The sequence below is a fragment of the Moritella sp. F3 genome (assembly GCF_015082335.1).
Taxonomy (GTDB): domain Bacteria; phylum Pseudomonadota; class Gammaproteobacteria; order Enterobacterales; family Moritellaceae; genus Moritella.
This window is the reverse complement of the sequence record NZ_BLRL01000001.1, coordinates 222086-237672: the sequence shown is the minus strand read 5'-3', so window position 1 is coordinate 237672 and position 15587 is coordinate 222086. Positions and strand designations below refer to the sequence as shown.

Here is a 15587-nt window from a genome sequence, read left to right as displayed (position 1 = left end):
TTTGTATTTTGAACAAGAAATAAACAAGGGCTTTCATTTGAAAGGAATTTGTTATTAAAATAATACAATTCTGTGATCCGCATCATAATAATAACAATGCTCAATGGAGCTGAGTGAGCGATATCGTGAAAAAGCAAAGACCTGTAAATTTAGATCTGCAGACTATAGACATGCCAATCACAGCAATCGCATCGATACTACACCGTATTTCTGGTGTAATAATGCTGTTTGCTGTGGGTATCCTGTTATGGTTACTAGCAGAATCATTATCTTCTGAACAAGGTTTCCAAAATGCACAAGAAATTGTGTCTGGTTTCTTTGGTACATTCATTCTTTGGGGAATCCTAACTGCATTGGCATATCATATTGCTGGCGGCATCCGTCATTTATTGATGGACATGGGTTACTTTGAAGAGCTTGAATCGGGTGCATTAAGTGCGAAAGTATCTTTTGTTGCAACCGTTGTTTTATCAATCCTAGCGGGGATAATGGTATGGTAACTAACGCAGCAAGTTATGGCCGTAGTGGTACGCATGATTTTATCATGATCCGTGCGACAGCCATCATTATGGCACTTTATACATTTTATTTTGTTGGTTTCGTTGCATTTAATGATCTTACTTATCAAGTATGGACTGATTTTTTTGCAAGCACTGGCAATAAAGTATTCACCCTTCTTACCCTTATTGCTATCGTCATCCATGCGTGGATTGGTGTATGGCAGGTATTAACTGACTATGTTAAACCAACTGGTTTACGTGGTGCATTACAGTTTGTTCTAACAACCACTGCATTTATTTATGCGCTTGTTGGTTTTGTTGTTCTTTGGGGGTTATAAGTGAGTATTCCAGTTCGCGAATTTGATGCAGTAGTTATTGGCGCCGGTGGTGCTGGTATGCGTGCTGCGCTATCAATATCTAAGTCAGGTAAAAGTTGTGCACTTTTATCTAAAGTTTTTCCAACTCGTTCACATACCGTATCTGCTCAAGGTGGTATTACCGTTGCTTTAGGTAATTCACATGAAGATGATTGGACATGGCACATGTACGATACTGTTAAAGGCTCTGATTATATCGGTGACCAAGACGCTATCGAGTTTATGTGTAAGACAGGTCCTGAAGCTATTTTAGAACTTGAGCATATGGGTTTACCATTCTCACGTTTTGAAAACGGCACTATTTACCAACGTCCGTTTGGTGGCCAGTCTCTTGCATACGGTGGCGCACAGGCGGCTCGTACTGCAGCTGCAGCCGATCGTACTGGTCATGCATTACTGCACCTTCTTTATCAACAAAATGTAAAGAATGAAACGAAAGTTTTCTCTGAATGGTATGCGTTAGACCTCGTTAAAAATGACGAAGGTATTATTACTGGTTGTACTGCGATTGATATTGAAAGTGGTGAGATTTGCTACTTCAAAACGAAAGCGACAGTATTTGCAACTGGTGGTGCAGGTCGTATCTATTCTTCTACAACGAATGCACACATTAATACTGGTGACGGTGTTGGTATGGCTATTCGAGCTGGCATTCCTGTGCAAGATATGGAAATGTGGCAGTTCCACCCGACAGGTATTGCAGGTGCAGGTGTACTTGTAACTGAAGGTTGTCGTGGTGAAGGTGGTTACCTACTAAATAAAGATGGCGAACGTTTCATGGAACGCTATGCGCCAAACGCAAAAGATCTTGCTGGTCGTGACGTTGTTGCTCGTTCAATGATGACTGAAATCCGTGAAGGTCGTGCGTGTGATGGTCCTTGGGGTCCACACATTAAACTAAAACTTGATCACCTAGGTGAAGAAGTACTTGAATCACGTCTACCTGGTATTTGTGAATTATCTCGTACATTTGCCCACGTTGATCCAGTGAAAGAACCAATTCCAGTGATCCCAACTTGTCATTATATGATGGGTGGCTTACCTGCGAATGTGAATGGTGAAGTACTAACACGTAATGAAGAAGGCAACATGGAAGTTGTTGCTGGTTTATTTGCTGTTGGTGAAATCGCTTGCGTATCTGTACACGGTGCAAACCGCTTAGGTGGTAACTCGTTGCTTGATTTAGTTGTCTTTGGCCGTGCTGCTGGTAACTATTTAGGTACTGAACTGGATAAGATCCCCGAGCCTAAAGAAGCGACTGATGCAAATGTTGATGCGTCTCTTGAACGCCTGAACCGTTGGGAAAATAACCAAGACGGTGAAGATCCGGTTCAAATTCGTAAAGATTTACAAGAATGTATGCAACTTAACTTCTCGGTATTCCGTGAAGGTGAATCAATGGCTGAAGGTCTTGAGCAGTTACGTACAATCCGTAAACGTTTACAAAATGCACGTCTAGATGACACATCTTCAGAATTTAATACGCAACGTATTGAATGTCTAGAGTTGGATAACTTGATGGAAACTGCATATGCAACAGCGCATGCTGCTAACTTCCGTACAGAAAGCCGTGGTGCACACAGCCGTTTTGATTACCCAGATCGTGATGATGCGAATTGGTTATGTCACTCGCTGTATCAACCTGAATCAGAAACAATGGTTACGCGTGATGTGAACTTATCACCTAATTTATTGACTGAAGAACAGTTGAAACACTTCGTGCCAAAAGCACGCGTTTACTAAACAAAAGGGATACCTATGCAAGTTAAATTTTCAATTTATCGCTATAACCCTGATGTTGATAGCAAACCTAAAATGCAAGAAATGAGCCTTGAAGTACCTGAAGGTTCTGACATGATGGTGCTTGATGCGCTTATTCAATTAAAAGAAACAGATGCATCTTTATCTTTCCGTCGCTCTTGCCGTGAAGGTGTGTGTGGTTCTGATGGTGTAAACATGAATGGCAAAAATGGCCTAGCATGTATTACACCGCTATCTGATTTAAACATGAACAACACGATTGTTATTCGTCCACTACCAGGCTTACCAGTGGTTCGAGATCTTGTTATTGATATGTCGCAGTTTTATGATAATTATGCACGTATTAAACCGTTCTTAATTACAGATGACAGTGCTATTCCACCTGCTCGCGAGAACCTTCAATCACCTGAAGAACGCGAAAAGTTAGATGGATTATACGAGTGTATCTTATGTGCATGTTGTTCAACATCATGCCCATCATTCTGGTGGAACCCTGATAAGTTCGTGGGTCCTGCTGGTTTATTAGCGGCTTATCGTTTCTTAGTTGATAGTCGTGACTCGGCAACTGACCAACGTCTATCTGAATTAGATGATGCGTTTAGTGTATTCCGTTGTCACGGTATTATGAACTGTGTAAATGTGTGCCCTAAAGGTCTAAATCCTACAAAAGCAATCGGTAATATTAAATCTATGTTACTACAACGTGCGGTGTAGCAATGTTTTTTGTTAGTTTTTAGTTACAATGGTCATTCCGTTGGGAATGGCCAAGTAATTTGAAATCTTTGCTACCATCTCTGGCGCGATGGACATTTAAAGTAAAAAGGGCAGAGAATGCAGAATAACGTCATGAAAGCCTGGTTAGAATCCTCTCATCTAGCCGGTGCGAACCAGACATATATTGAAGATTTATATGAGCAATTTTTAGCAGATCCTGATTCAGTTGGCGAAGAATGGCAAACTGTATTTTTAGGTCTACCTAAAGTTGATAATTCGACTAAAGAAGTTCCACATGGTCCTGTAAAGGATTATTTCATTCGTCTTGCGAAAGAAACCTCTCGCTATGCAGCGCAAGTAAGCGACCCGCATAATGATTCGAAACAGGTTAAAGTATTACAATTAATTAATGCTTTCCGTTTCCGTGGTCACCAGCATGCCAACCTAGATCCATTGGGTATATGGGCACGTGATCGTGTACAAGATCTAGACCCTGCATATCACACACTTTCGGATGCCGATTTTGACGCTAACTTTAATGTTGGTTCATACGCGATTGGTCAAGAAAGCATGAAATTAAGTGACCTATATGCTTCGCTACAAAAAACTTATTGTGGTTCAATTGCTGCTGAATATATGCACATTGTATCTACAGAAGAAAAGCGTTGGATTCAAAGTCGCTTAGAGTCTGTTGAAAGCAGCCCTGAATTTGAGAAACAAGATAAATTACGATTTTTGGAAAGCTTAACGGCTGCTGAAGGTCTAGAAAAATACTTAGGTGCTAAGTTCCCTGGTGCAAAACGTTTCTCCCTTGAGGGTGGTGATGCACTAATTCCAATGATGAAAGAATTAATTCGTCGTAGTGGTGAACAAGGTATCAAAGAAGCTGTTATTGGTATGGCGCATCGCGGCAGACTTAATATGCTGGTTAACGTGCTGGGTAAAAAACCAGCTGACCTGTTTGATGAATTTGCTGGTAAACACAGCGACGTATGGGGAGCGGGTGATGTGAAGTATCACCAAGGTTTCAGCTCTGATTTTCATACCCCAGGCGGTAATGTTCATTTAGCACTTGCGTTTAATCCATCGCATTTAGAAATTGTTAACCCAGTAGTGATGGGATCTGTTCGTGCACGTCAAGAACGTCTTGGTAGCACAAATGGTGATGAAGTACTGGCTATTACAATTCATGGTGATTCTGCAATTGCTGGTCAGGGTGTTGTTGCTGAGACATTTAATATGTCGCAGACACGCGCTTATGGCATCGGCGGTACGGTACGTATTGTTGTTAACAACCAAGTTGGTTTTACAACGTCAAATCCGAAAGATATGCGTTCTACAGAATACTGTACGGATATCGCAAAAATGGTTCAGGCACCTATCTTCCATGTTAATGCGGATGATCCTGAAGCAGTTGTTTTGGTTACACAGATTGCGCTTGATTTCCGTAATACATTCAAACGTGATGTTGTTATCGATTTAGTGTGTTATCGCCGCCATGGCCATAATGAAGCTGATGAACCGAGTGCAACGCAGCCATTGATGTATAAGAAAATTAAAAAACACCCAACACCACGTAAGATCTACGCAGATCAACTTGTTGGTGAATCTGTGATTGATGCAGCTGAAGCAACTGGTTTCATTAACGAATATCGCGATTTACTTGATGATGGTGAATGTGTTGTTAAAGAATGGCGTCCAATGCAACAGCACTCTGTTGACTGGAACCCGTACTTAAAACATGAATGGGATATGCCGTACCAATCTCAGGTAGCGCAACAAACCCTGACAGATCTTGCAATCAAAATGACGACGGTTCCTGAAGGACACAAGATTCAATCTCGTGTACAGAAGATTTATCACGATCGTGTGGCGATGGCAAACGGTGAAAAAGCGTGTGATTGGGGTTTTGCTGAAACATTAGCTTATGCAACATTACTTGATGATAATTACAAAGTACGTATTACAGGACAAGATGTTGGCCGTGGTACTTTCTTCCATCGTCATGCTGTTGTTCATAACCAAGAAGACGCGAGTACGTATACACCATTAGCGAATCTAAAACCTGAACAAGGTGAGCTAACTATCCACGATTCAGTGTTATCTGAAGAAGCGGTATTAGCATTTGAATATGGTTATGCAACAACGGAACCAAGTGGTTTGACTATTTGGGAAGCACAATTTGGTGATTTCGCCAATGGTGCACAAGTTGTATTCGATCAATTCCTTTCTTCTGGCGAACAGAAATGGGGTCGTATGTGTGGTCTAACAGTAATGTTACCACATGGCTATGAAGGGCAAGGTCCTGAGCATTCATCTGCACGTCTAGAACGTTACATGCAAATGTGTGCTGAGCATAACTGGCAAGTGTGTGTACCGAGTACACCAGCGCAAGTTTACCATATGCTTCGTCGTCAAACTGTACGTCCTATGCGTCGTCCACTTATCGTAATGACACCAAAATCATTGTTACGTCATCCTCTTGCTATATCGACTTTGTCTGAACTAGCTGAAGGTACGTTCCAAAATGTTATCGGTGAAATTGATGAACTTGACCCAACGCAAGTTAAACGCGTTGTCATGTGTAGCGGTAAAGTGTATTTCGATTTACTCGAAACACGTCGTAAAACGGGTCAAACTGATGTTGCTATTGTACGTATTGAACAGCTTTATCCTTTCCCGCACGCGGAAATTGCAGCTGTCTTTGCACAATATCAACATGTAGAACAGTTTGTTTGGTGCCAGGAAGAACCTCAGAATCAAGGTGCTTGGTATTCAAGTCAGCATCACTACTGGGAATCTATCCCGCAAGGCGCGAAACTAAGTTACGCTGGACGTGCTGCATCTGCATCACCGGCAGTCGGTTATATGTCTGTACATACAAAACAACAGCTAGCACTTATTGAAGATGCTTTAACTGTTGCGCAGAAATAGTTTATTAAAGGAATTATGAAAATGACAATCGAAATCGTGGTACCTGTACTACCTGAATCAGTAGCTGACGCTGCAGTCGCAACATGGCACAAACGCCCTGGCGATGCTGTTGAACGTGACGAAGTAATTGTAGAGATTGAAACCGATAAAGTAATTCTAGAAGTTCCAGCAGTTGAATCTGGTGTTCTTGTTGAAATTTTAGAAGAAGAAGGCGCAACGGTTCTTGGACAGCAAGTTATTGGACGTTTAAAAGTTGGCGCTGTCGCTGGTGAAGAAACAAAAGATAAACCTGCAGAAGTAAGCGCTGAATCAGTTGACGCAAGTCCTGCTGTTCGCCGTCTTATTGCTGAGAAAGGCTTGGATGCATCTAAGATTACTGGCACTGGCAAAAATGGCTTAATCACTAAAGAAGATGTTGAAAAAGCATTAGCGCCTGCACCAGTAGCTAAAGCTGCTGCGCCAGCTGTTGCTCCAGTAGCACTACAAGCGGGCCGTACCGAGAAACGCGTTGCGATGACGCGTCTACGTAAGCGTATTGCTGAGCGTCTATTAGAAGCTAAAAACTCAACTGCAATGTTAACAACGTTTAACGAAATCAACATGAAACCTATCATGGATATTCGTAAACAGTATAAAGACGTATTTGAAGAACGCCATGGTATCCGTCTAGGCTTTATGTCTTTCTACGTGAAAGCTGTAGTTGAAGCGCTTAAACGTTACCCTGAAGTGAACGCTTCAATCGATGGTACAGACATCGTGTATCACAACTATTTTGATGTGAGCATCGCGATTTCTACGCCGCGTGGTCTAGTAACGCCGGTATTGCGTGATTGCGATACGATGAGCCTTGCTGACATCGAGAAGAATATTCGTGAACTAGCACTTAAAGGCCGTGACGGTAAATTGTCAATTGAAGACCTGACAGGTGGTAACTTTACAGTGACTAACGGTGGTGTATTTGGTTCATTAATGTCAACGCCAATCATCAACCCACCACAAAGCGCAATCTTGGGTATGCACAAAATCCAAGACCGTCCAATGGCTGTTGATGGTCAAGTTGTTATTCAACCTATGATGTACCTAGCGCTTTCTTATGATCACCGTTTGGTTGATGGTAAAGAATCTGTTGGTTTCTTGGTAACGATAAAAGAATTATTAGAAGACCCAACTCGTCTTCTTTTAGATGTGTAATAGTAAGTTTTAAGTTTAATTTTTAAGTTGCTTGCGCCTTATTTTGAGGCGTAAGTTCCCGGGACAAGCCCAAGTGGCTATTAACATGGATATACGAGCATGAATCTGCATGAGTATCAGGCAAAACAACTTTTTGCTGAATATGGTTTGCCAGTTCCAGAAGGTTACGCTACAAACGTACCTCATGAAGCGGCAGCTTTCGCTGACAAAATTGGTGGCGATAAATGGGTTGTTAAGTGTCAAGTACACGCCGGTGGGCGTGGTAAAGCAGGTGGCGTTAAGCTTGTAACATCTAAAGATGAAATTACAGCATTTGCTGAGCATTGGTTAGGTAAGAACTTAGTTACTTATCAAACTGATGAACACGGTCAGCCTGTTTCACAAATCTTAGTTGAAGCTGCGGGTGATATCGCAAATGAACTTTACCTTGGCGCGGTTATTGACCGTGGTTCACGTAAAGTTGTATTTATGGCATCAACTGAAGGTGGTGTTGATATTGAGACGGTTGCAGAGCAAACGCCTGAATTAATTCATAAAGCAACGATTGATCCACTTGTAGGTGCACAACCTTACCAAGCACGCGAACTTGCGTTCAAACTTGGTTTACAGGGCGCTCAAATCAAACAGTTTACACAGATCTTCATGGGTCTAGCTAAAATGTTCACTGATTCTGATATGGCACTACTTGAAATCAATCCACTTATCATTACTGGTGCCGGTGATCTTGTTTGTTTAGATGGTAAAATTACTATCGATTCAAATGCGCTTTATCGCCAGCCTAAACTACGTTTAATGCAAGACGTTACTCAAGAAGATGCACGTGAAGCTCACGCTGCTAAATTTGAATTAAACTATGTTGCATTAGACGGTAGCATTGGTTGCATGGTAAATGGTGCAGGCCTAGCAATGGGCACGATGGATATTGTTAACATCCATGGTGGCAAACCAGCTAACTTCCTAGACGTTGGCGGCGGCGCGACAAAAGAACGTGTTGCTGAAGCATTTAAAATCATCCTTTCTGATGAAAATGTTAAAGCTGTACTAGTAAACATCTTTGGTGGCATTGTACGTTGCGACATGATTGCTGAAGGTATTGTTGGTGCTGTACAAGAAGTGGGTGTTAAAGTACCTGTTGTTGTACGTCTAGAAGGTAACAATGCAGAATTAGGCCGTGAAGTTTTAGCTAAATCTGGATTAAATATTATCGCAGCATCTAGCCTAACGGATGCAGCGCAACAAGTTGTTGCAGCAGCGGAGGGCAAATAAATGAGCGTTTTAATTAATAAAGATACGAAAGTAATCTGTCAAGGTTTCACTGGTGGTCAAGGTACTTTCCACTCAGAGCAAGCTGCAGAATACGGCACACAAATGGTTGGTGGTGTTTCTCCTGGTAAAGGCGGCACAACACATTTAGGTCTTCCTGTATTTAACACAGTACGTGATGCTGTAGAAACAACTGGCGCAACAGCGTCTGTTATCTATGTACCAGCACCGTTTTGTAAAGATGCTATCTTAGAAGCAATTGATGCAGGTATTGAACTTATCGTTTGTATTACAGAAGGTATCCCGACTGTAGATATGATCGAAGTTAAAGTTAAACTTGATCAACAAAATGTACGTATGATCGGTCCTAACTGTCCGGGTGTAATCACTCCGGGTGAATGTAAGATTGGTATTATGCCTGGTCACATTCACAAGCCTGGTAAAATTGGTATTGTTTCACGCTCTGGTACATTAACGTATGAAGCTGTAAAACAAACTACTGATGAAGGTTACGGCCAATCAACTTGTGTTGGTATCGGTGGTGATCCAATTCCAGGTACTAACTTTATTGACGTACTTGAAATGTTTGAAAAAGATCCACAAACAGAAGCAATCGTAATGATTGGTGAAATTGGTGGTACTGCAGAAGAAGAAGCGGCTGCTTATATTAAAGCAAATGTAACTAAACCTGTTGTTTCTTACATTGCGGGTGTTACAGCTCCTGCTGGTAAACGTATGGGTCATGCTGGCGCTATTATTGCTGGCGGTAAAGGTACTGCAGACGAAAAATTTGCAGCCCTTGAAGACGCAGGTGTATCAACAGTGCGCTCATTAGCAGATATTGGCTCGGCATTACGTGCTAAATTAGGTTAATACTTGTTTTAATTATAATAAACCACCTTCGGGTGGTTTTTTTATTTGTGCATCTTATGGTTTTTACGTCTATATTATTAACTATGAGCTTGAAAAATATTAATGTATTTTCACGTTAATATTACCATCAGAATTAATTTTGTATTCTTTGGAGTAGTTATAATGGACATATTAAGACCTTATGATGGAATCATAATTTTACCTATCGCCACAGATCTCGATTCTGAGCATGTAGTCAGCCTTCAGCCTAGTTTGGAATTATTAGTTCAAGATCATAAGGAGAATATTATCTTGGATTTTTCAAACGTTAACTTTATCGATTCAACGGGTATTGGCGCGATTGTTTTTTTATTTAAAAGACTCATTTCACAACGCCGTACGTTATCTCTACTCAAGGTATCAGGTCAGCCTTATAAGTTGATGACGATGCTACGTGTCGAAAATGCAATTCCCTTTATCGAAGATATTAGTGAAAGTGATAACAGTCACCCGGCATAATAAAATGCCGTAAGGTATTCAATGAATAAATTATTGCTATGGATAGCTATGTGTATATCTTTGTCTGCATGTACAAATTGGCCTAACGAAGGCTATTTCACTGATATAGGAACGCACTCAGAAGAACGAGCCCTCTTTCAGCAGCACTATGATTACTTGAATCTACATTTGTCCGTTGCCAACTTACGGGGAGCTGAAATGTGTATTCCTGCATATGTAAAAACGGTAAATAATATTAATAGTCGTGTTGAAAAATCCATTGCAGTAGAAGACCCACAAAATATTAACGTTGAACTCGCCATTTTTGAAAAGCATATTACTAATTTAATTGTACAACTCAATGAAGTCTCTAGTCATACTAATTGTGCGCAACCCCCGCGTATACTGACGTCTAATTTTGTCCACCCGCTGATTTATCAGCTTGATCTTTTACTGTACTGCGCACCGCAATTTGAAACGGGTAACGCCATTTTGACCGATGAGTATAAAGTCTGTCTTCGTCAGTTCAGTTTTCTGCTCTTAGATAACCCGAAAATTGTGGTCGAATACACTAAATACAAACTGTTCGAAAGCAAAGATAAGAAGACAAATACACAAACTAATGTCAATTACAACAATGCTATTGTGACTCACGACATTAATACCGTCGTGGATGAAAATACGTCTCGAGTGGACACAGAAAAAAATGAAGGTGTAGAAGATTACAATGAAATAATGCGCCAATATTTACTTTTTGAACAAGTTCCTAGCGTCAGTGTTGAACAAATATCGAGTTTGCAAATAAACATCGAACAGCAGCATACTCCCGTGCAGATCCATGAAATTGATACATCCAATGAGCAAGTTAGTCTCACTAATAAGTTGGCTGAAAATGATTATGCAACGAATCTAGATGATGTTGAGTTACTTAATTTACGTACTGATGCCATATTTAATTATTTAGTCAACATTACAGCTGAACCATTACGCCACAAAGTTATTTATGAAAACTTACGCCGTGACGCCATGAGGTCTTCAACACCTATCATTAGCACATTAATGTGGCAATCAGAGGCTAATAAAGATGTAAATCATAAAGTAAAAGATTGGCGTTTTTTGTTGAATGAAGGCGAGCAGTTTACTGATGCATCATTGCCTAAAGGTATCGCATTATGAAATTTATCGTATTGTGTTGGACTTTATCTTTAACGCTTTTTTTTACTTTGATACCGACATCATCAATCGCTTATGCTGCTGGTGAACTGATTGATTCTGGTGATCAATTGTTTATTTTTATGCCTGGTGAAAAGGATTTTGAAGAACCGTTTCAAGTTGATGCAAGTGGCTATATTCAAATACCTGAAGTCGGGCAGGTTAAAGTCAAAGGGAAAACCTTAGCTGTTGTGTTAAAGGAATTGAAATCTGCATTGAGTGTGGTGTTTCGCGATATATCGAAACTCTATATAGAATTTAGAGCACGAGAAAAATTAGTTACTGTATTAGGTTATGTCAATGATCCTCGGGAAGTCGTGCTGCCCGAATTTGGTAATGTACAGATGGCATTGAATAAAGCAGGGGGAATGCTAGCTGGTGCTCAACTTGATAATATGCAGTTACAACGTGGCGCTAAAGTGATTATTTTTGATTTTAAGCGTTATTTGGAAACGGGTGATGACAACGTATTACCAATCCTCAAATCTGGCGATGTTATTTTTGTGCCATCATCGCCGCTGACTGGTAATGTACAGATGACTTTCGATGCGACTACCTTAAAAGCAGGTGGTGATGCAAGCGATACTCAAAAAGCAGTGACGGTATTTGGTGAGGTTAACGCACCGGGCACGTTCTCTTATGTGCCTGGTATGACGGTGATCGAAAGCTTAATGAAGGCCAGTGGTGTCACCCGTTACGGTAATGTCAGTAAGATAAGAGTAATGGGTTTGAAAGAACCACAAACATTCGATTTAAAACTTTACCTTGATACCGGCGATGTATCGAAATTACCCAGAGTGCAACCAGGTACTACTATTTTTGTCCCTATTCAAGTCGCAGACATCAAAGTTGGCTTACAAGTTGTTTATGTTATGGGGCAAGTCAATAAACCAGGCGCTTATGAAGGACGTGAAGGTATAACCTTCATGGATATGCTAGCCAATGCCGGTGGTCCCAATCGATACGCAGATACGCAACAAATTAGAATCCTTAAAGTTAATGGTGATACATTTCGTTTTGATTTAAAAAAATATTCCGATGATCCTGAAAATAATCCTTTTCCTCAGATTGCCGGGGGTGATGTTATTTTCTTACCCGAAAAAGCTGACATGATTGAGAAATCGTGGTTGATTGAAGCACATAACGAGGCTATTAAAATCATCGGCGCGGTCAAAAATCCTGGGCGTTACCAGTGGGCTGATGGTATGACATTTCTCGATCTGCTCGGGCATGCAGAAGGTCCAACTGAAAAAGCAGATTTAGCGAAAATAATTGTTGTTGGAGATGATGGTTTAGGACAACGTCAGTATTTTAATCTAGAAAAATTTATGAAAGTAGGTGGGGATTATTTATCTTTGCCGCAGTTATCGGCTGGTGACACCATAATGTTCAATGAACTGCCCGATGATCCTGTAGACAACAAATCAAAGTGGATCAAACAAGAGTCTGAATCATCAATTTATATTCTGGGTGCAGTCGGCGCTCCTGGACGTTATGCATTTAATAGTGGATTGGATTTTCTTGATTTATTATCCGCGGCAGATGGCCCGACTAATGACGCCGATATTAAACACATTAAAATTACGCATCGCAATCGCCGCTATGCGAAAGCCTCAACGTTAGATCTGGATATGTACTTTGAAACGGGTGATGAAAACCTGCTACCGCAAGTACTGCCAGGAGATACAATTTATATCCCTGCTAAGACAGATGGCGGTGAACTCAACAATACAGTGAATATTGTTCAGATTCTAGGGGCTGTGCATAATCCAGGGCGCTACAAATATGATGCATCATTGGATGTTGTAGGTATATTAACAATGGCTGGAGGCCCTACATCTGAAGCGTATATTGATCGTATTGTCATTCTCACTAAACATGGGGAAATGGAACATACAGCGCGTACGTTTAATATGAAAAATTATTTTACTCAGCCCGATTACCGCGATATTCCGATTATACATGCAGGAGATACCATTTATATTCCTAATGACAATGATTCGAATTGGAGTCAGTTTATGGATATCTTAGGAAGTGCACTCAGCGTGGTCACACTCTTCATCGTGGGTTCTTCATTATGAATATATTGCCAGAGACATTCGTAGAAATAGAGCAAATATATCAATCAATTATGAGTGAGAATATTAAATCTATTTCTATAAATTGTGCGCAAGGAAAAGAAGGTTCAACGGAGTTAGTTTTAGCGTTAGCTCGGCGTTATAAAGCCGCGGGTAATAAAGTCTTAATCGTCGACCTGAACACATTTAAACCAGCAATCACGAATGAGTATGTCAAACAAAAGCAGTCATGGTCTTTGGATGACACTGACCTACAAACCGCTTGTATCACCCCATTTTCAGAGATGATAGATATTTTACCTGCGCCACAAAGTGAACAAGATCAAAATATCAGTTTTCGAGATGAAAAAAAACTCAAAAATGCGATAGAGATTTGGTTGAAACGCTATAATTTTATTATATTTGATACATGCGCTATTACTAGGGCTAATTTTTCAAATATTCCAGGTGAAGTCATCGCGAGAGGCTGTGACGCCAGTTTGCTTGTTGTAGCGCCCGGTATTTCACTAGAGAGTCGGGTATTAAAGACTATGGAAATTTTTAACAATAACCAGATTAATTTGATCGGTACTGTTATCAATGATGTAGAGTGCCCACCACTGGATATGCAATTAAGAAACTCTGTGCGAAGGCGATTAAAACGTTTTCCAAGAATTGAGCGATGGCTACTTAAGCGTATCTCAAATATCGAACTGTTAAAAGGGAATATAGGTCGTTGATGAAAACACAGCTCTTCGCCAAAAAATATGCGTTAAAGTTGAACTCTATTAGCGAGGTTCGACGTTTACTGACAGCATTGTGCTATCAATTAGCACTCGGCCAAGCAGAAATAGATCGGGTGACACTCGTGCTAGCTGAATACCTGTCAAATCTGTATTTCCATAACCCAGACTCTGTTCACTGGTTTAGTATAGAACTCGCTGGTAGTGATGGTAATTGGTATTTTTCAGTGTCCGATAATGGTGAGCGCTTTAATCCTTATCAAGCAGATACTCGTGATATATTTAATGGCGAGCTACTGACAGGCGGTATGGGGTTAGCTCTAATCCAACAGAATAATCCTGATGGTAGTTATGTGAGTACCGACGGTATCAATAAATTGACCTGCCCATTAAAAAAACAAGATAAAAAGCTCAAAGTGGTGATTGTTGATGATGATCGAATTTTATTATCAGCGCACCAGGCTTATCTCAACAATGATTTTGTCGTCTATACTTTTTATGATGCTATTCAGGCGCTTAAATTTATTTCACACGAAGGTTGTGATCTTATTATCGCAGACATACACATGCCAGATATGTCTGGATTTGAATTAAGGCAAAAGGTTGAAAATCTGGATAAAGGTGCATTAACACCGTTCGTATTCTTGACGGGGGACGGAAACCTATCTGTCCAGGAACAAGCCGCTGAAGTATCAATTGATGGTTACTTAATTAAACCTATCACTAAAACCTCATTACTTGCTGTTTGTAATCGGGTTATACGTAGGACAAATCAACTCGCCTTACATTATCAACAACGGGTAATGGAATCACTGAGTAGACCCTTTAAGCCATCACTCCCTTTAAAAAGTGGGCTATGGAATTTTGCGTTAGCGCATAGTCCAGCGACTGAAGGTGGGGGGGACTTTGTATTCTTCCATGATTTTGGTGAAAGTCAGATTATCGTGCTAGGTGATATTATGGGGCATGGCCCAGTCGCTAAATTCCATAGTTTTGCCATCATGGGGTATTTGGAAGGGGTTATCACAGCGGTTGATACCTCTCCAACGAACTTACTTGCAGGGTTATCTAATCGATTGTATTTAAATCAGCTGTTAGAAACGAGTATGCTAACCTGCACGGTGATTAGACTTACCGGCACGAAATGTGAAATCGCATCGGCAGGTCACCCACAACCTTACTTGCTACACGATTCTGGTTATGAAGCGATTGACTGTAAAGGCACGGTATTAGGGTTGCTAGCAGATGAGCAATATGAATCAGTGATTTTGCAATTAACACCCGAAGATAAGCTATTTTTCTATTCTGATGGTATTTTTGAAAACATAGATAGAAACTGTGACTGTATTGACGATATTCTTGTTGATATTAAAGGGAAAACAGCTCAAAGTACGTTAGATAAACTCTGGCTACGTTTTGAATCACTTTCTCCAGAGCAGTTACAAGATGATGTCACAGCGCTGGTTATTGAGATTAATTCTTAGC

13 protein-coding genes are annotated in these 15587 nt (G+C 40.6%); all 13 read left to right on the top strand.

Annotated elements, in window-relative coordinates:
- Positions 1-113: 113 nt before the first annotated feature.
- The 13 genes from sdhC to JFU56_RS00955 all read left to right on the top strand — a co-directional run bounded on the left by sdhC (position 114) and on the right by JFU56_RS00955 (position 15586).
- Entirely contained in the window at positions 114-500 is a 387-nt protein-coding gene (gene sdhC, locus JFU56_RS01015; RefSeq protein ID WP_006034209.1) for a succinate dehydrogenase cytochrome b556 subunit, read from the top strand.
- Positions 494-838 (top strand): succinate dehydrogenase, hydrophobic membrane anchor protein, encoded by a 345-nt coding sequence (gene sdhD / locus JFU56_RS01010; protein WP_198435433.1) that lies wholly within the window; start codon positions 494-496, stop codon positions 836-838. The genes sdhC and sdhD overlap by 7 nt, the downstream gene beginning before the upstream one ends.
- Complete coding sequence (sdhA, locus tag JFU56_RS01005; RefSeq protein ID WP_019440039.1) at positions 839-2620, top strand: succinate dehydrogenase flavoprotein subunit; 1782 nt, start codon at positions 839-841, stop codon at positions 2618-2620. It begins immediately after the preceding gene.
- A 15-nt stretch (positions 2621-2635) separates the two neighbouring features.
- Positions 2636-3352 carry a succinate dehydrogenase iron-sulfur subunit gene (locus JFU56_RS01000; protein ID WP_198435432.1) on the top strand — a complete coding sequence of 239 codons (717 nt, stop codon included), beginning with the start codon at positions 2636-2638 and terminating at the stop codon, positions 3350-3352.
- Between the two features lie 117 nt (positions 3353-3469).
- Positions 3470-6286: a 2-oxoglutarate dehydrogenase E1 component gene (gene sucA, locus JFU56_RS00995; protein ID WP_198435431.1), complete on the top strand. Its 2817-nt coding sequence runs from the start codon at positions 3470-3472 to the stop codon at positions 6284-6286.
- 21 nt (positions 6287-6307) lie between these two features.
- Positions 6308-7477: a 2-oxoglutarate dehydrogenase complex dihydrolipoyllysine-residue succinyltransferase gene (gene odhB, locus JFU56_RS00990; protein WP_198435430.1), complete on the top strand. Its 1170-nt coding sequence runs from the start codon at positions 6308-6310 to the stop codon at positions 7475-7477.
- Positions 7478-7576: 99 nt separating this feature from the next.
- The gene (gene sucC, locus JFU56_RS00985; protein WP_198435429.1) at positions 7577-8743 is read left to right on the top strand and encodes an ADP-forming succinate--CoA ligase subunit beta; all 1167 of its coding nucleotides are present in this window, start codon (positions 7577-7579) and stop codon (positions 8741-8743) included.
- On the top strand, positions 8744-9613 hold the full coding sequence (sucD, locus tag JFU56_RS00980) for a succinate--CoA ligase subunit alpha (RefSeq protein ID WP_198435428.1): 870 nt from the start codon (positions 8744-8746) through the stop codon (positions 9611-9613).
- 162 nt (positions 9614-9775) lie between these two features.
- Positions 9776-10111 carry an STAS domain-containing protein gene (locus JFU56_RS00975; RefSeq protein WP_198435427.1) on the top strand — a complete coding sequence of 112 codons (336 nt, stop codon included), beginning with the start codon at positions 9776-9778 and terminating at the stop codon, positions 10109-10111.
- 21 nt (positions 10112-10132) lie between these two features.
- A complete protein-coding gene (locus tag JFU56_RS00970; RefSeq protein ID WP_198435426.1) occupies positions 10133-11266 on the top strand; it encodes a hypothetical protein in 1134 nt (377 codons plus the stop codon).
- A complete protein-coding gene (locus JFU56_RS00965) occupies positions 11263-13383 on the top strand; it encodes an SLBB domain-containing protein (protein WP_198435425.1) in 2121 nt (706 codons plus the stop codon). Before JFU56_RS00970 ends, JFU56_RS00965 begins: the two co-directional genes overlap by 4 nt.
- Positions 13380-14099 (top strand): cellulose synthase operon protein YhjQ/BcsQ, encoded by a 720-nt coding sequence (locus tag JFU56_RS00960; protein ID WP_198435424.1) that lies wholly within the window; start codon positions 13380-13382, stop codon positions 14097-14099. Before JFU56_RS00965 ends, JFU56_RS00960 begins: the two co-directional genes overlap by 4 nt.
- Complete coding sequence (locus JFU56_RS00955) at positions 14099-15586, top strand: SpoIIE family protein phosphatase (RefSeq protein ID WP_198435423.1); 1488 nt, start codon at positions 14099-14101, stop codon at positions 15584-15586. The genes JFU56_RS00960 and JFU56_RS00955 overlap by 1 nt, the downstream gene beginning before the upstream one ends.
- The last annotated feature ends 1 nt before the right edge of the window (position 15587 follow it).